General features: G+C 65.9%; 15 protein-coding genes. 4 read left to right on the top strand and 11 right to left on the bottom strand.

The window, feature by feature from the left end:
- Positions 1 to 75: 75 nt before the first annotated feature.
- The 3 genes from aceF to N5C91_RS20770 form a co-directional block, all read right to left on the bottom strand.
- Positions 76 to 2,016 (bottom strand): dihydrolipoyllysine-residue acetyltransferase, encoded by a 1,941-nt coding sequence (gene aceF / locus N5C91_RS20760; RefSeq protein ID WP_279831691.1) that lies wholly within the window; start codon positions 2,014 to 2,016, stop codon positions 76 to 78.
- A 154-nt stretch (positions 2,017 to 2,170) separates the two neighbouring features.
- Positions 2,171 to 4,819 (bottom strand): pyruvate dehydrogenase (acetyl-transferring), homodimeric type, encoded by a 2,649-nt coding sequence (aceE, locus tag N5C91_RS20765; protein ID WP_236198740.1) that lies wholly within the window; start codon positions 4,817 to 4,819, stop codon positions 2,171 to 2,173.
- 177 nt (positions 4,820 to 4,996) lie between these two features.
- On the bottom strand, positions 4,997 to 5,983 hold the full coding sequence (locus N5C91_RS20770) for a sensor domain-containing diguanylate cyclase (protein WP_279831694.1): 987 nt from the start codon (positions 5,981 to 5,983) through the stop codon (positions 4,997 to 4,999).
- A gap of 340 nt (positions 5,984 to 6,323) precedes the next feature.
- Here N5C91_RS20770 and N5C91_RS20775 point away from each other — a divergent pair, with 340 nt between their 5' ends.
- Positions 6,324 to 6,920, top strand: a complete 597-nt coding sequence (locus N5C91_RS20775) for a histidine phosphatase family protein (protein ID WP_236170704.1) — start codon at positions 6,324 to 6,326, stop codon at positions 6,918 to 6,920.
- Here N5C91_RS20775 and N5C91_RS20780 read toward each other — a convergent pair.
- The 3 genes from N5C91_RS20780 to N5C91_RS20790 form a co-directional block, all read right to left on the bottom strand.
- The gene (locus N5C91_RS20780) at positions 6,907 to 7,479 is read right to left on the bottom strand and encodes a hypothetical protein (RefSeq protein ID WP_236170703.1); all 573 of its coding nucleotides are present in this window, start codon (positions 7,477 to 7,479) and stop codon (positions 6,907 to 6,909) included. The two genes, N5C91_RS20775 and N5C91_RS20780, sit on opposite strands and share 14 nt — an antisense overlap.
- Positions 7,480 to 7,562: 83 nt before the next feature.
- Entirely contained in the window at positions 7,563 to 8,159 is a 597-nt protein-coding gene (locus N5C91_RS20785) for an NAD(P)H-dependent oxidoreductase (RefSeq protein WP_279831698.1), read from the bottom strand.
- Entirely contained in the window at positions 8,156 to 9,013 is an 858-nt protein-coding gene (locus N5C91_RS20790) for a sterol desaturase family protein (protein ID WP_279831700.1), read from the bottom strand. The genes N5C91_RS20785 and N5C91_RS20790 overlap by 4 nt, the downstream gene beginning before the upstream one ends.
- Positions 9,014 to 9,080: 67 nt before the next feature.
- Here N5C91_RS20790 and N5C91_RS20795 point away from each other — a divergent pair, with 67 nt between their 5' ends.
- Complete coding sequence (locus N5C91_RS20795) at positions 9,081 to 10,052, top strand: AraC family transcriptional regulator ligand-binding domain-containing protein (protein ID WP_279831703.1); 972 nt, start codon at positions 9,081 to 9,083, stop codon at positions 10,050 to 10,052.
- 214 nt (positions 10,053 to 10,266) lie between these two features.
- Here N5C91_RS20795 and N5C91_RS20800 read toward each other — a convergent pair whose 3' ends face one another.
- Positions 10,267 to 10,647, bottom strand: a complete 381-nt coding sequence (locus N5C91_RS20800) for an NUDIX domain-containing protein (RefSeq protein WP_236198746.1) — start codon at positions 10,645 to 10,647, stop codon at positions 10,267 to 10,269.
- A gap of 363 nt (positions 10,648 to 11,010) precedes the next feature.
- Between N5C91_RS20800 and ycaC the strand changes: the two genes are divergently transcribed.
- Complete coding sequence (gene ycaC, locus N5C91_RS20805) at positions 11,011 to 11,637, top strand: isochorismate family cysteine hydrolase YcaC (protein ID WP_205336358.1); 627 nt, start codon at positions 11,011 to 11,013, stop codon at positions 11,635 to 11,637.
- A gap of 41 nt (positions 11,638 to 11,678) precedes the next feature.
- Here the strand turns inward: ycaC and N5C91_RS20810 are convergent, their stop codons facing one another.
- From N5C91_RS20810 to N5C91_RS20820, 3 genes are all read right to left on the bottom strand, one after another.
- Positions 11,679 to 12,173, bottom strand: coding sequence for a hypothetical protein (locus N5C91_RS20810; RefSeq protein ID WP_236170699.1), 495 nt, complete (start codon positions 12,171 to 12,173; stop codon positions 11,679 to 11,681).
- On the bottom strand, positions 12,170 to 12,451 hold the full coding sequence (locus tag N5C91_RS20815) for a hypothetical protein (protein WP_236170698.1): 282 nt from the start codon (positions 12,449 to 12,451) through the stop codon (positions 12,170 to 12,172). The genes N5C91_RS20810 and N5C91_RS20815 overlap by 4 nt, the downstream gene beginning before the upstream one ends.
- Before the next feature lie 654 nt (positions 12,452 to 13,105).
- Positions 13,106 to 14,392, bottom strand: coding sequence for an OprD family porin (locus N5C91_RS20820; protein ID WP_279831708.1), 1,287 nt, complete (start codon positions 14,390 to 14,392; stop codon positions 13,106 to 13,108).
- Positions 14,393 to 14,583: 191 nt separating this feature from the next.
- On the opposite strand from N5C91_RS20820, the gene N5C91_RS20825 reads away from it, so the two are divergent.
- Complete coding sequence (locus N5C91_RS20825; protein ID WP_279831709.1) at positions 14,584 to 14,835, top strand: DUF6021 family protein; 252 nt, start codon at positions 14,584 to 14,586, stop codon at positions 14,833 to 14,835.
- A gap of 9 nt (positions 14,836 to 14,844) precedes the next feature.
- Here N5C91_RS20825 and N5C91_RS20830 read toward each other — a convergent pair whose 3' ends face one another.
- The gene (locus N5C91_RS20830) at positions 14,845 to 15,411 is read right to left on the bottom strand and encodes a hypothetical protein (RefSeq protein ID WP_279831711.1); all 567 of its coding nucleotides are present in this window, start codon (positions 15,409 to 15,411) and stop codon (positions 14,845 to 14,847) included.
- Between the last annotated feature and the right edge of the window lie 3 nt (positions 15,412 to 15,414).

The following is a 15,414-nucleotide window of genomic DNA, read 5'->3' on the forward strand; positions in this document are numbered from 1 at the left end:
AGGGCTGGGGTGAGGGAAATTCGACGGCACGGACCTCTCCGAAGAGGACGCTTGCTCCTAACAGGCGTGTTCCGGTTACAGCAACAGACTGCGAATATCCCCCAGCACCTCTCCCAGCCGCCGAGTGAACCGCGCCGCTGCCGCACCGTTGATCACCCGGTGGTCATAGGACAGCGACAGCGGCAGCATCAGCCGTGGCTGGAAGGCCTTGCCATCCCACACCGGCTGCATCGTCGCCTTGCTCACGCCGAGGATCGCCACTTCCGGCGCATTGACGATGGGCGTGAAGCCCGTGCCGCCAATGTGCCCGAGGCTGGAGATGGTGAAGCAGGCGCCCTGCATCGCGTCGGCGGAGAGCTTCTTGGTGCGTGCCTTCTCCGCCAGTTCGGCGGCCTCCAGGGCAAGCTGCAGCAGCCCCTTCTTGTCCACGTCGCGGATCACCGGCACCAGCAGGCCATCCGGCGTGTCCACGGCGAAACCGATGTGCACGTAATGCTTGCGGATCAGCGCCTTGCCGCTGGGGGCCAGCGAGCTGTTGAAGTCCGGCAACTCGCGCAGCAGGTGGGCGCAGGCCTTGAGCAGGATCGGCAGGATGGTCAGCTTGGTCCCGGCCTTTTCCGCCGCCGCTTTCTGCGCAATGCGGAAGGCTTCCGCCTCGGTGATGTCGGCGGACTCGAACTGGGTCACGTGGGGCACGTTCAGCCAACTGCGGTGCAGGTTGCTGGCGCCGACCTGCATCAGGCGGGTCATCGCCACTTCTTCGATTTCGCCGAACTTGCTGAAGTCGATTTCCGGGATCGGCGGAATCCCCGCGCCGCCACTGGCGCCTGCCGCCGAGCCTGATTTTCCGCGTTGCAGTTGCTCCTTCACGAATAGCTGCACGTCCTCCTTGAGGATGCGGCCCTTGGGCCCGGTGCCAGTTACCTGCGCCAGGTCGACGCCGAACTCGCGGGCGAGCATGCGCACGGCGGGGCCTGCATGGACCTTGCTGCCGTCGCGGCTCGGCGCGCCGACGGGCGCGGCTGCCGGTGCTTTGGGTTGCTCGGCTTTTGCACTGGGCGCTGGAGCGGGTTGCTCGGCGCTCTGCGCAGGAGCGGGCGCGGCGCTACCGGCGACTTCCAGTTCGAGGATCTCATCGCCTTCCTTGAGCGTGTCGCCGATCTTCACCTTGATGGCTTTCACCACGCCGGCCCTGGGCGCGGGAATCTCCATGCTGGCCTTGTCGGATTCCAGGGTCAGCAGGCTCTGGTCGGCCTCGATGGAGTCGCCCACCTTGACCATCAGTTCGATGACGTTGCCCTGGCCATTGCCGATATCCGGCACGCGGACGGTCTCGATGCCGCCACCTCCGCTGACTCCGCCGGAGGCTGGTGCTGGCGCCGGCGCAGCGGCCGGCTGCTGTTGCGCTGGAGCCGCAGCGGCCGGCGCACTGGCCGCCTGTGCGCTGCCCTCGGTTTCCAGCTCGAGGATGTCGTCACCCTCCTTGAGCGTGTCGCCGATCTTCACCTTGATGGCCTTCACCACCCCGGCCTTCGGCGCGGGAATCTCCATGCTGGCCTTGTCGGACTCCAGGGTCAGCAGGCTCTGGTCGGCCTCGATACGGTCGCCGACCTTGACCATGACCTCGATGATCTCGCCCTGGCCGTTGCCGATGTCCGGCACCTTGATGGTTTCCACGCCACCACCTCCCGCGGGCGCGGGTTGCGGGGCTGGTGCGGCGGCGGGTTTGGGCGGCTCAGCGGCAGGTTTGGCGGGCTCTTCGGCCTTGGCCGCGGTGGCGCTACCTTCGGCCTCCAGTTCGAGAATCTCGTCGCCTTCCTTGAGGGTGTCGCCGACCTTCACCTTGATGGCCTTCACCACGCCCGCCCTCGGCGCGGGGATTTCCATGCTGGCCTTGTCCGATTCCAGCGTCAGCAGGCTCTGCTCGGCCTCGATGCGGTCGCCGACCTTGACCAGCAGTTCGATGACTTCGCCCTCGCCGTTGCCGATGTCGGGTACGCGGATAGTCTCGCTCACGGTGCCTCTCCTCAGAACCTGCTCAATGTCTGCCTGCACTTGCTCATGCGGCGTTGAGAGCAGGCTCGAAATGCTCATTTACCGCTCGTAAACTGCGCTTTCTCGCCTGCTCTCGCCTTGCCTGAGCTGCGTTCGGCAAGACCTTGAACAGGTTCTAGCAGTCCAGCGGGTTGGGTTTTTCCGGATCGAGACCGAACTTGGCGATGGCTTCCGCCACCACTTTCGGCTCGATGTCGCCGCGATCGGCCAGCGCCTCGAGCGCGGCGAGCACCACCCAATGGCGGTCCACCTCGAAGAAGTGGCGCAGCCTGGCGCGGGTGTCGCTGCGGCCGAAGCCGTCGGTGCCCAGCACCTTGTATTCCTTGGTTGGCACCCACTGGCGAATCTGTTCGGCGTAGACCTTCATGTAGTCGGTGGACGCCACCACCGGCCCGCGCCGCCCTCCCAGGCACTGCTCGACGTAGCTGGGCCGTGGCTTCTGCCCCGGGTGCAGGCGATTCCAGCGCTCCACGGCCAGGCCGTCACGGCGCAGTTCGTTGAAGCTGGGGACGGACCAGATGTCCGCGCCTATGCCGAAGTCTTCGCGGAGGATTTTCGCCGCCGCTTCCACCTCGCGCAGGATGGTGCCCGAGCCGAGCAGCTGGACGTGGTGCGCGGCGCCGCGCTTGTCCTCGTCGAGCAGGTACATGCCCTTGATGATGCCCTCTTCGGCGCCCTTGGGCAGGGGCGGGTGGGGGTAGTTCTCGTTCATCACGGTGATGTAGTAGAAGACGTCCTGCTGCTCCTCCATCATCTGCCGCACGCCTTCGCGGATGATCACCGCCAGCTCGTAGGAGTAGGTCGGGTCGTAGGTGCGGCAGTTGGGGATGACCGATGCCAGCACGTGGCTGTGGCCGTCCTCGTGCTGCAGGCCCTCGCCGTTGAGCGTGGTGCGCCCGGCGGTGCCGCCGAGCAGGAAGCCGCGTGTGAGGCTGTCGCCGGCCGCCCAGGCGAGGTCGCCGATGCGCTGGAAGCCGAACATCGAATAGAAGATGTAGAACGGCAGCATCGGCTGGCGGTAGTTGCTGTACGCGGTGCCGGCGGCGATGAACGACGACATGGCGCCGGCCTCGGTGATGCCTTCCTCGAGAATCTGGCCCTTCTTGTCCTCGCGGTAGAACATCAGCTGTTCCTTGTCGACCGGCTCGTACAGCTGGCCCACCGAGGAGTAGATGCCGAGCTGGCGGAACATGCCTTCCATGCCAAAGGTGCGGGCCTCGTCGGGGATGATCGGGACGATGCGCTGGCCCAGCTCCTTGTCCTTGACCAGCTGCGAGATGATCCGCACGAAGGCCATGGTGGTGGAGATTTCACGGTCGCCCGAACCCTCCAGCAGCGCCTTGAGCGTTTCCAGCGGCGGCGCCGGGATGGCCTGGCTGTTGCCATGGCGCTGGGGCATGAAGCCGCCGAGCGAGGCGCGGCGCTCCTTCAGGTAGCGCGCTTCGGCGCTGCCCTCGTCGGGCCGGTAGAAGGGCAGCTTGGGCAGGTCGGCGTCCTTGATCGGGATGTCGAAACGGTCGCGGAAGGCGCGCAGGCTCTCGACATCGATCTCGTGGATGTTGTGGGCGATGTTCTTCGCCTCGCCGGTGCCGGTGCCGTAGCCCTTGATGGTCTTGGCCAGCACTACGCTGGGTTGGCCCTTGTGGTTCACCGCCGCATGGTAGGCGGCGTAGACCTTGTACGGATCGTGGCCGCCGCGGTTGAGCTTCCAGACTTCCTCGTCGGAGAGGTCCTTGACCATCTCCAGCAGTTCCGGCCGTGTGCCGAAGAAGTGTTCGCGGACGAACGCACCGTCCTTGGCCTTGTAGTTCTGGTAGTCGCCGTCCACCGCCTCGTCCATCCGGGCCTGCAGCAGGCCGGCGGTGTCCTTGGCGAACAGCGGGTCCCAGAAGCGCCCCCAGATCACCTTGATCACGTTCCAGTTGGCGCCGCGGAACACGCCTTCGAGTTCCTGGATGATCTTGCCGTTGCCGCGCACCGGGCCGTCCAGGCGCTGCAGGTTGCAGTTGACCACGAAGATCAGGTTGTCGAGCTTCTCGCGCCCGGCCAGGGAAATAGCGCCGAGGGATTCCGGCTCGTCGGTTTCGCCGTCGCCAAGGAAGCACCAGACCTTCTGCTTGCCGGCGGGGATGAAGCCACGGCTCTCCAGGTACTTCATGAAACGCGCCTGGTAGATCGCCTGGATCGGCCCCAAGCCCATGGATACCGTGGGGAACTGCCAGAAGTGCGGCATCAGCCGTGGGTGCGGGTAGGAGGAAATGCCCTTGCCGTCGACTTCCTGGCGGAAGTTTTCCAGTTGCTGATCGCTGAGCAGGCCCTCGATGTAGGCGCGCGCGTAGATGCCCGGCGAGGCGTGGCCCTGGAAGTAGATCAGATCGCCGGCGTGTTCCTCGGTGGGGCCGTTGAAGAAGTAGTTGAAGCCGATGTCGTAGAGAGTCGCCGAGGAGGCGAAGGTGGAGATGTGCCCACCCAGCGACGGGTCCTTGTGGTTGGCGCGCATCACCATGGCCAGTGCGTTCCAGCGCACCAGCGAACGGATGCGCCGCTCCATGAACAGGTCGCCCGGCATGCGGGCTTCATGGCCCACCGGGATGGTGTTGCGGTAGGGCGTGGTGATGGCGTAGGGCAGTTGCGTGCCGGTGCGGCTGGCCAGCTCGCCAAGGCGAGTCATCAGGTAATGGGCGCGGTCTTCGCCTTCTTTCTCCAGTACGGATTCCAGCGCGTCCAGCCATTCCTGGGTTTCGACGGGGTCGATGTCGTGCATGGTCAGGGGTCCTGGTTACGGGGTCGGCTCTACGCAATGCCGGCTCCGGGCCAGGTGTTCCAAGGGGTTGGCGCAACGCTCGGCGGCCCTTGTGAGGCCACCGCGCTGCCGCCGGCACGCGCGTGTGGCTATAGAGCTTAGACAGCTCTGGCGCAGGCGTCGGGCCGCTTGGTCGAGTCAGGTCGTCGCAGGAGCCTCTGGCGCATCGCGCCGCAAATCATCCCCGCGGTTCCACTGCCCCGCCATCAGCCGGTCGCGCCCGGCCTGCTTGGCCTGGTAGAGCAGGCGGTCCACCGCCGCGACGAAGTCCAGCGGACGGTCGCTGGAGGCGGGCACGGCGGTGCCGACGCCGAGGCTGATGGTCAGCAGGGTGGAGACGGCGGACTTCTCATGGCTGATCTGCTGCTCGCGCAGCACACTGCGGCAGCGCTCGGCGATCTGCCGGGCGGCCTCGCTGTCGGTTTCCGGCAGCACCAGCACGAACTCCTCGCCGCCGAAGCGCGCGATGAAGTCCCTTGGGCGGTGCAGGCTGCCGGCCAGGGCCTTGCCTACGGTGCGCAGGCAGTCGTCACCCTGGATATGCCCGTAGTGATCGTTGAACTGCTTGAAGTAGTCGATATCCAGCAGTACCAGCGAAAGCGGCTGGCCGCTGCGCTGGGCGCTGCCCCATTCGGTGTCCAGCACCGAATCGAACATGCGCCGGTTGGCCACGCCGGTCAGGCCGTCCTTGTAGGAGTACTCCTCCAGCTGGCGCTGCAGCATGATCAACTGCTCTTCGGCGCGCTTGCGCTCGCTGATGTCGAACATGAAGCCGACCAGCGAATCCACTTCGCCGTTGTCGTCGCGCACCACGTGCACCACGTCGCGGATCCACACGTAATCGCCCGTCGAGGTGAGGGCGCGGTAATCCGCCTCGTGGTCGGTGCCCTCGCGGGACTGCGACACGCAGAAGTTCACCACGCGCTCGCGGTCTTCCGGGTGCATGCGTTCGGCCCAGTCGTTGGCGCTGACCCAACTGGCCTGGCTCCAGCCCAGCAGGTCTTCGATCTGCGGGCCGATGTAGGCGAAGGTCATGGATCGCCAGTCGATCTTCCAGGGAATGGCGCGGGTGGATTCGAGGAGGGTCTGGTAGACGGGGTTTTCCGGGGCGGCGTCGTACGGCATGGCGGCGGCTCGCTGATGGCACTGTGCCTTGTTCTACCACAGCGCGATGTCTGAAAACCGTTCGATTGCGCCAGTTGGCGCTGTGAAAGCGGCGGGGCGACAGACGGTCATTTCTGACAGAGACGGATTCTTCAGCAATTCATAACGGCTTCTTCACGAAACCGGGGATAGGGTTTGATCGCCCGCCATCTGACAACCCCGCAGTGCGATGGTCATCCCAGGGAAGGGTCGGGCCTCCCTCCGTCACGGAGGGAAAGGATGCGGACCTCTTCTCTGCAGTACGGCCGAACTCATGCCCATCCCAAAGCTTTTCAGTTCCCTGTCCCGCGGTTGGCTGTCCTTGCTGGCAATCCTTCCGGTGATCGCCTTGCTCAGTGGCTTCCTGCCGCTGGATTTCTCACGGCCGACACCCCTGGTCGGTGACGTCCAGCGCCAGGCCGAATTGCGTGCCCACTGGCAGAACGGCGACCTGATCGTCCTGGTACGCCACGCCGAACGCTGCGACCGCTCCAGCGCTCCGTGCATGGCCGACCTCAGTGGCATCACCGTGCGTGGCGGGCAAAGCGCCCATGAGATCGGCCAGGACTTCGCCGCGCTGGGCCTGGCCAATGCGGACATCCTCAGCAGCAACCAGCTGCGCGCCGTGCAGACCGCGTCTTCGATGTTCGGCCGGACGCCGACGGAGCAGCCCTGGTTGTACAAATGTGAAGGCTCGATGCTGGACCAGGCGCTGCAGCACAAGATCGCCCACCGCAATCTGATCCTGGTGACCCACAGCGAGTGCATCGAGGACCTGGAGCATTCGGTGAGCGTGGACGACCCGGCGACCCCGGACTACACCTCGACGCTCTTCGTGCTCAGTGAAGCGGACAAGAGCCCGCGCCTGCTCGGCTACCTCGACGCCGACCAGTGGCCGCTCGACGTCAGCGGGCGCTGATCTGGCTGGGCGTGGCGCCCAGGCGGTAGCGCTGCAGTTCCTGCGGAGTCAGTACGCGCATGCGCTGCGGGTCGATGCTCTGCATGGTATCGGCGAGTTCCAGCGGAATATCCATGTCGCGGAAGTAGGTGCGGGCGTTGTAGCTGCCCGCGGCCTGGGACGAGTCGCCGGCCGGGAAGTAGGGGCGATGCAGGCCCACGTAGCCGCGCACCGTGCGCTGTTTGCCGGCGGCCAGCAGGTAGACGCACGAGCCCTGGCAGACGCTGTTGGTCGGCACCAGGGTCTCGAAGCCCGACTCGCGGAGCAGGCGGCCCATCTTGATCGACTCGGCGGCGCTGCCGCCGATGCTGTCGAGCAGGGCCACCTTGCGGGCGAACTTGCCGGGGTTGGCCAACAGCCCCTTGAACAGCCGCTCGTAGTCGCCCGGAGCGATGTCCTCGCTGATCCGCACCGCCAGCACTTCGCCGACCTTGGAATGCTTCACCGGCTTCACCTCGACCTGGGCGAAGGTCAGGCTGGAAAACAGCGCAGTGGAGCAGAGCAGGGCGGCGCGAAGCATCGGAGGGCGAATCCTTTCGAAGTTTTTCTGGGAAGGCGCTGAAGATACCTTGAAGCGCCTTCCCGCGCACCCTCCCGGATTCGTCACATGCCGTTGGCGTAGGCCGGGTTGAGCAGATCGATACGCTCGCGCACCCCGCGCAACGCGCCAGCGTACTGGCAGAGCATGTGCAGTGCCCAGTCGGCGCGTTCGCGCAGGCGCTGGTCATCCTCATCGCTCGGCGGGCCGTCGTTGAGCATGCCCTCCACCCGGCGCACCAGCAGTTGCTCCGGCAGGTAGGCGATGCGGCTGTTCTTGTAGCTGGAGGCGCGCAGCTCCGCCAGCGGGTAGGCGCCACCAAGGCCCGCGGAGACGCCCACCGGCAGCGCCGGCTTGTGCCCCAGCTCGTGCAACCCGGCATAGAGGAAGAAGTTCTTCAGCGCCGGGCAAGCCATGCCGTGCCATTCCGGGGCGATGATCACCAGCGCATCGGCCTCGCGCAGCAGCTCGCGGTGCTGCGGCCAGAGCTCCTGCGTATCCGTGGCCGGCCACAGCGGCAGCGGCGCGGCACCCAGGTCGATGACCTGGGCCCAACCGCACAGCGCCAGGCTCTCCAGGCGACCGGCGAGGTAACGGGCGACCTTCGCCGACTGGCTGTGCAACTGGCTGGAGCCGGCGACCAGGACGATATTCGGGCTCATCGGGCCACCTCCGCCGCGCCGTCCTCGGCTGCGGCTGGCGCGCGGGTCCGCACCAGCGGCCAGAACACCTCCTCCTGCCAGCTCACCGGTGCCAGGTCCTCGATGCCGTAGGTTTGCGGACGGCGCCGGGTGATCTTCGCCGTACCGAACAGCACGTCCCAGAAGAACAGCAGGTTGCCGAAGTTGCCTTTGTAGTTCGTCACCCCGTCGTCGGCGTTCAGGCCGTGGTGCGCGGAATGGGTGGCCGGCGTCGAGATGGTTCGCTCCAGCAGCCACATCAGCGGGCGCAGGGCGCGGATGCGGTAGAGCCTGTCGTCCCAGGCGAGGTTGCTGTGGGCGCCGAAGATCACGCACATCTTCAGGATCAGGTAGACGTAGTAGACGTTCGCCAGGCCCATGTGGATCAGCGCCCCGGAGAACCAGATGCCCGGCATCAGCAGGTAATAGAAGCTGTTGTTGCGGTAGACGATGCGGATGCTCATGTAGGGCGCCGAATGGTGGGCGCGGTGCAAGGCATAGAGCACCGGTACGCGGTGCGCCAGGCGGTGCCACCAGTACTGGGTCAGGTCGTCGAACAGCAGGAACAGCGCGAAGCCCGCCAGCCACGGGATGCCTGCCAGGGAGCCGGCGGCGGCCGGGAAGGCCAGGTCGAGCAGGGCGCCGCTGGCCCACATCACCAGCGGAAAGGTCAGCCCCAGCAGCAGGCTGGAGCCGAAAATCTCGATCAGCACGTCGCGGCGCTGGCCACGGGGTTGGCGGAAGGTGGCGCAGGCCAGTTCGAGAAGGATGAAGGCGAGGAAGATTCCCGCCACGATCACGGTCGGATTATCGAGGAGCATTGTTGTTGTAGTCATGGCACTCTCGGTTCGGGTCCAATGGGACAAGGCGTGCCCATCAGAACCCAGGACCGAACGGCAACCCATGCGCGAAACGGACAGAAACACCCGAGAAGTGGCCAATCCTGTGGCCCAGCGCTACCACCGCGGGCCGCTCGGCCAGGTGCTGGAACGCTACCTGAGCAGCCATCGCGCGCGCCGCCACAGCGATTACAGCCTGATCGAACTGGAGCAGCTGTGGCTCGAAGCGGCGAGCCTGGAGCCGGCCATCGGCCTGCAACTGTTCGGCCAGTTCACCCCACAGGACTGGCATGTGATCGCCCACCTCGCGCAGTTCTGCGCCGACGTGCGCCAGGCCGTGCTGTGCTGGGTGCGTTACGCCCCGTTGGCGGCCGATACCGACACCTTCCACCTGCTCGAGGACGGCGACAGCGTCGCCGTCGAGCTGATCATCGACGCCCCCGAACCGCTGAGCCGTTATCTGCTGGAGCACTACAGCGTGATGGCGATGACGCAATTGCGCCGCGCGACCGGTTGCTCCATCACGCCGGTACGCGCCTGCTTCAGCCATGCCCGGCCCGAGTACCACGCGCAGTACCGGGCGTGGTTCGGCGAGCGCATCGAGTTCGGCAGCGCCTGCAACCGGCTGTACTTCGACGCGCCGACGCTCGCCCTGCCCCTGCTGGGGCGGCATGCCGGCCTGGTGGAACTGCTCACGATGGAACTCGACCGCCGGCTTGCCCGCTTGCGCCAACTCAGCGGCTGGGCGGCCAGCGCGGCCGGTATCGCCCGGCGCATGCTCGAACGCGGCGAAGTCCCTGCCCTGGAAGCCATTGCCGAGCAGTTGCACCAGAGCCCGCGCACCTTGCGCAGGCGCTTGGCGGAGCAGGGCATGGGTTTTCGCGAATTGCTCGACCAGGTGCGCAAGGAACTGGAGCAACACCTGGAGTTGCAAGGGGAAAGCCGCACACGCATCGCCGAGCGCCTGGGCTACGGTGACTTGGCCGCCTATCTGAACGCGCGCAAGCGCTGGAGTGCCTCAGGCACCGAACAGTAAGGCAGAGCACCCGAACCGAACGGCCTGACGGCCACGCCACCTTGCCCTTGTAGGAGCGAGCTTGCTCGCGAACAACCAGACACCGGCGTCGAGAGGGTTCGCGAGCAAGCTCGCTCCTACAGCAATCTACGCAGCCATGGTCACTTGGTAAGAGTCGAACGCGCCTGCGTTGTCCGCCGTGGGCGCGGAGATGGAGCGATGAAAAAGGCCGGCGTCAGCCGGCCTCTTTGCTCAGGCACGAACGCAACAGGCGCCGCACCGACTTGTTGATGTTGCGCTTGCTCGCTTCTTCCGGGGTGAACCAGCGGCAGTCGGCAATTTCGTTCAACGGCGTGGGTTGCTGCGTCGGGTCGACAGGCGTTTCGAACACGTAGTGCAGCGTCTGGTACAGCTCCAGCGGCGCCACGTAGTTCATCTGCTCGATGGCCAGCCCGGTTTCCTCGATCAGCTCGCGCGTGGCCGCCTGGCCGGGGCGCTCATCGGCTTCGATGCGGCCGCCGGGCAGGTTCCACTTCGACTTGGATTTGCGGACGAAGAGGATCTTGTCGTCCAGGCGGCAGATGACTGTCGCGCGCTCCTTAACGTTCTTGGCCATGGCGCTGACTCCCCCACACGCTTCCTACAGTTTTCAGCTTAGACATTTAGCGAATATTTCCATTGAGAAGAACTGGTTACGGCAATTATGTCGACGGATGGTAAGGATTTGTCGCTGGATAGGTCTGTAAGGGAAATCTGAAGACCTGATCGTCATCATCCTTTCTCCAAAATCCTCCACCGTGGACCGGTGGCCAGAGCCGAAGTGCGATGTTTTTGTACCGGCGTACCGGGTTCCATGGCCTACGCTTGATTCCTGCCATTGCGCCGAGTGGCGCGCGCGAACTGAGCGAGCACGCAGTACCGCTGACTCATCATCGGCCCGGCGCCCCGCGCCGGGTGACCTTCATCCAGAGGAAACGCCATGAGCAAGCCCTATGTCCGTCTCGACAAGTCCCAGGCCGCCGTGCTGCTGGTCGACCACCAGGCCGGTCTGCTGTCACTGGTCCGCGATATCGAACCGGACAAGTTCAAGAACAACGTCCTGGCGCTGGCCGACTTGGCCAAGTACTTCAAGCTGCCGACCATCCTCACCACCAGCTTCGAGAACGGCCCCAACGGCCCGCTGGTGCCCGAGCTGAAGGACCTGTTCCCCGACGCGCCCTACATCGCTCGCCCGGGCAACATCAACGCCTGGGACAACGAGGACTTCGTCAAGGCGGTGAAGGCCACCGGCAAGAAGCAACTGATCCTCGCTGGCGTCGTCACCGAGGTCTGCGTGGCGTTTCCGGCGCTGTCGGCGCTGGAAGAAGGCTTCGACGTGTTCGTCGTCGCCGATGCCTCGGGCACCTTCAACGAAGTCACCCGTGACGCCGCCTGGCGCCGCATGGAGGCGGCAGGCGCGCAGATGATGACCTGGTTCGGCGTGGCCTGTGAGCTGCACCGCGACTGGCGCAACGACATCGAAGGCCTCGCCGCACTGTTCTCCAACCACATCCCTGATTACCGCAACCTGATCACCAGCTACAGCACGCTCACCGCCAAGAAGTGAGGCGCAGCTCGCCGGCCGGCTGAGCCAGGCCGGCTGGCGAGTCAGGGTCGATAGCGATACTTGCGCAGGCCCGGGGTGATGCAGCGGGCGCCCAGCGACCACTGCGGCACGCCGTGCCGCGCTTCCTGCAGCAGCTGGAAGAAGCGGATCAGGAAGCCCGTTTCGAAGCACTGCCGGGCAATGCCCACGCTGTGCTGCTGGCGTGCGCTGAAGAGCGCGTTCCAGGGCGCGGAGCGATCATCCGGTGCGAGGCTGTGTTGCGCCTCGAGCATGCCCGTGCGCAGCACATCGATATGCCGCGCCTGGGTTGGCGTCAGCGGAATGCGCCGGCAGTAGGGTGTTGCCGGAATTTCCCGGATATTGCTCAGCACCCGCAAGTGGGCCAGCCAGAAGCCATTCTCGAAGTGATCCTCCGCGCGGGCCAGCAGGGTCAGCAGGTAAGGGTCCTGGTATTGCCGCAGGAGCGGGCGCATCGCGTCGATGGCGTGCAGGGCGGCGCTGTAGTGCTCGATGGCCGCGTCGGTGGAGGTACTCATCGTTCTGTCGGCCCCGCCTGGTAGCCGGGGCGTTCCAACGCCAACTCATAGAGCTGGCGCGCCTCGCTGGCCAGCGGAGCGAGGGCGGAGGCCAGGCGCGCGGTGGCCTGGACCAGTCCGCGGTCGCTGTCGTTCTGCATCAGCTGCAGCAGGTCTTCGACGGCGGTCATGCGCCGCAGTGCGGCTTCACGCAGGTGGGCGACGGGGGCCAGGGCGTTGATGAAGAGGACTTCTTCGCCGCATTGGCCGGTCAGGGGTACCGGGAGGAATTCACGCATGGGGCACCTCCACGGGGAGGGCTTGCGGCGAGGGAAGGTGGTGCGCGGGGGAGAAAGGGGGGTAGTGCATGAGGCTCACTTCCTGAGAGTGGTTGGGAGCCGTCAATCAACCTTTCCTACGGGAAGAGAGGCGGCCGTGCGAGGGTAGGAAACGCCGGTCTCAGGAACCGGTAGGCCCGAGGGCCTCCCCGCACGACCACCATAGAACACGAACCCTCCAGACGAACTGTGTCTGTGAGTCGTGGCTACGAAGCTACCGTGCCCTGAGAGTCGTTGCTCGGGTTCCTACGCCCGACCGCGATGACGCTGCGGCGGAACAGAGGCTATGGACGGCGCTTGTAGGCCCGCAAGGCTAATGGCCCGTGGGACTTTTCGGTTGATGACCGCGATGCAGCAGCAGGACATTGCCGACAGAATGAATCGGGTCTCATCCCTTTACCCATCACGTAGGACCGCAGGGGACTGTGCCCGCGATCGTTGTCCCTGACTGCAGCGGCATCACGGCGAAGCGCGAATGTAGGATGGCGTGGAGCGCAGCGATACCCATCAATGCCAACGCGTGCCGGGAGGGCGGCGGGATGCGGTTCGCGAGCAAGCTTGCTCCCACAGTTGGGCGCGGCTATGGGAATGGCCCGCGCCTGCTGTGAATCGGCCTCAGAGAATCGAGAAGTTGTAGCTCGCGATCAGCCGCACCTCGTCCACGTCCCGCGCCGACTGTTCGTAGTTGGTGCGGTAGGTGGCGTTGCGCAGGCGCAGGCTGAGGTCCTTGAAGGTGCCGGCCTGGATCACGTACTTGAACTCCACGTCGCGCTCCCATTCCTTGCCCTCGTCGCCATTGGCCAGGGCGATGTGGTCGCCGTTGACGTAGCGGGTCATGAAACTCAGGCCGGGCACGCCGACGCTGCGCAGGTCGAAGTCGTAGCGCAGTTGCCAGGAGCGCTCCCCGGCGTTGGCGAAGTCGTTCACCTGCACGTAGTTGGCGAGGTAGGGGTTGCTGCCGTCGAGGTAGGGCATGGAGCTGTCGCCGCTCATGCGCTGCCAGCCGGCGCTGAGAGTGTGGCCGCCCTGGGCGTAGGACAGCAGCAGGCTCAGCGCGCGGTTGTCGATCTCGCCGGCGCGGGCCGAGCCGTCGTCGTCGCTGTCGAACCAGCGCAGGTCGGCGCTGAGCTTGCCGGCGCCCACCGCCTGTTTGCCGACGATGCCGACGTAGCGCTGGCGATAGACGTTCTCCAGCCCGCCCTGGGCGTATTGCAGCAGCAGTTGGTCATTGACCTGATAGTCGGCCTGGTAGGCGTCGAAGCGGTTGCCGGTGGTGTCGCAGGCGTAGCGCTTGTTCTTGCAGTTCAGGCGCACGTCCTGGGCATCGCTGGAGTCGCGCGCGGTGTAGCGCTCCAGCCGTGTGGCGGTGAGCTTGAGGTGGGCGATTTCCTCGCTGGTCAGCTGCGCGCCGTGGAACATGTTGGGCAGCAGGCGGCCGTCGTTGTACTTGAGCAGCGGCATGTCCGGCAGCATCGCGCCGTACTTCAGTTGGCTGCGGGACACGCGCAGCTTGCCGGTGACGCCAGCCTTGGCGTACTGGTCCGCGGAATGGCGTGGGTCGTGGCCGCTGGCAGGCAACAGGCCGCTGTTGCTGTCGGCCGGGCTGGAGTCGAGCTTGACGCCGAGCATGGCCAGGGCGTCGACGCCGAAGCCGACGGTGCCCTCGGTGTAGCCCGACTGCAGATTGAGGATGAAGCCCTGCGCGGTCTCTTCGCGCTTGGAAGCGCCCTGCGGGTTGGACGAGCTGCCATCGCGGAAGTCGCGGTTGAAGTAGAAGGTGCGTGATTCCAGGCGCGCGCTGCTGTCCTCCAGGAAGTCGGCACTGGCCGGGGCGGCAATGCCTCCGAGCAGGGCGAGGGCGCTCAGGCGGGTGAGCGGGCTGGAGGAGAGGGGCGAGGGCATGCGGTGACTCCGGAGCGCTAAAAAAGCGCGCGAAGGTGTCACAGATGGGCGGTCGGGTCTTTGCGACCATGGTCTAGATCGCGGGTTTCCCTGCGGCGGCGAGCGAAACCGGCCGGTGGTCGGTACGAGGCAAGCGCTCGGCAATGGCTGCGTAAACTGCCTTGTCACTGCCAGAGACGCAGGAGGTGATCATGAAACGCCATGTCCCCCTCAGCGAGCATCCCGTGGCTGCCAGCGAGCGCTGGCTGTTCGCGTCGGGCCAGGCGCCCGCCGATGGCTCGCACCACGTGGACCCCGACCTGGGGTTCGATCCGGATTCGCCGGACCTGGCCGACCCGCAGGTCGACCCGCCCCATCCGCCCCATGCTCCCGAAGACGGGCCGGACCCCGGCAACCAGCGGCGCGTACCGGATGACCGCTATCCGCCGTATTCGCAACCCTGAAAGCGGCGCTCAGAGCGCATCGGAGGCCTTGCACAAGCCGGTGTCCTGCAGGCTGCCGCTGAGGTTGCGGCCATCGCCCAGGCGTACCAGCCGCGCCAGGCACTGGCCGCTCTCCATCAGCAACAGTTCATAGTCCTGCCCGGCTTCGGGGGTGAAGGTCATGGACTGCTGGCAACTGTACGAATAACCGCTGCTGACCATGCCCTGGCTCTGGAAGTTGACGGCGAAGGGCTGGTTCGCCGGGACATTCACTTCGCTGCTGACGAAGCCGCCCTGGCGCAGCTGTTCCGCCTGGCGGCTGGGCGGCATGCCCAGGCTCTGGCCGTTGCGGTTGGCGAATCCGGATTGCGCCACGGCGATCACCCCGGCGCCTGCGCGGCGCCAGTCGATGCAGGCGCTGGCGGGGACGCCGCGGGCCATGCCGTTGGTGATCACCCGCAGGCGCGCCGTCTCGCTGCTTGCCGGGGTGGAGTAGGGCGTGGAGTAGGAGCGGACGTTGGCGAAGTTGCCGCAGCCGCTAAGCAGCGCCGCGACAGCCAGCGAGCCAGTGACGTGGCGGAAGGTGGAGAGGAGCATCCT

Source organism: Pseudomonas sp. GD03903, from assembly GCF_029840045.1.
In the GTDB taxonomy this organism is placed as follows: Bacteria; Pseudomonadota; Gammaproteobacteria; order Pseudomonadales; family Pseudomonadaceae; genus Pseudomonas; species Pseudomonas pseudonitroreducens.

Excerpts from the sequence above, each read along its gene's own strand:
- aceE (WP_236198740.1), bottom strand. The coding sequence starts at position 4,819 with ATGCACGACATCGACCCCGTCGAAACCCAGGAATGGCTGGACGCGCTG.
- N5C91_RS20770 (WP_279831694.1), bottom strand. The coding sequence starts at position 5,983 with ATGCCGTACGACGCCGCCCCGGAAAACCCCGTCTACCAGACCCTCCTC.
- N5C91_RS20780 (WP_236170703.1), bottom strand. The coding sequence starts at position 7,479 with ATGCTTCGCGCCGCCCTGCTCTGCTCCACTGCGCTGTTTTCCAGCCTG.
- N5C91_RS20785 (WP_279831698.1), bottom strand. The coding sequence starts at position 8,159 with ATGAGCCCGAATATCGTCCTGGTCGCCGGCTCCAGCCAGTTGCACAGC.
- N5C91_RS20790 (WP_279831700.1), bottom strand. The coding sequence starts at position 9,013 with ATGACTACAACAACAATGCTCCTCGATAATCCGACCGTGATCGTGGCG.
- N5C91_RS20795 (WP_279831703.1), top strand. The coding sequence starts at position 9,081 with ATGCGCGAAACGGACAGAAACACCCGAGAAGTGGCCAATCCTGTGGCC.
- N5C91_RS20800 (WP_236198746.1), bottom strand. The coding sequence starts at position 10,647 with ATGGCCAAGAACGTTAAGGAGCGCGCGACAGTCATCTGCCGCCTGGAC.
- ycaC (WP_205336358.1), top strand. The coding sequence starts at position 11,011 with ATGAGCAAGCCCTATGTCCGTCTCGACAAGTCCCAGGCCGCCGTGCTG.
- N5C91_RS20810 (WP_236170699.1), bottom strand. The coding sequence starts at position 12,173 with ATGAGTACCTCCACCGACGCGGCCATCGAGCACTACAGCGCCGCCCTG.
- N5C91_RS20815 (WP_236170698.1), bottom strand. The coding sequence starts at position 12,451 with ATGCGTGAATTCCTCCCGGTACCCCTGACCGGCCAATGCGGCGAAGAA.
- N5C91_RS20820 (WP_279831708.1), bottom strand. The coding sequence starts at position 14,392 with ATGCCCTCGCCCCTCTCCTCCAGCCCGCTCACCCGCCTGAGCGCCCTC.
- N5C91_RS20825 (WP_279831709.1), top strand. The coding sequence starts at position 14,584 with ATGAAACGCCATGTCCCCCTCAGCGAGCATCCCGTGGCTGCCAGCGAG.
- N5C91_RS20830 (WP_279831711.1), bottom strand. The coding sequence starts at position 15,411 with ATGCTCCTCTCCACCTTCCGCCACGTCACTGGCTCGCTGGCTGTCGCG.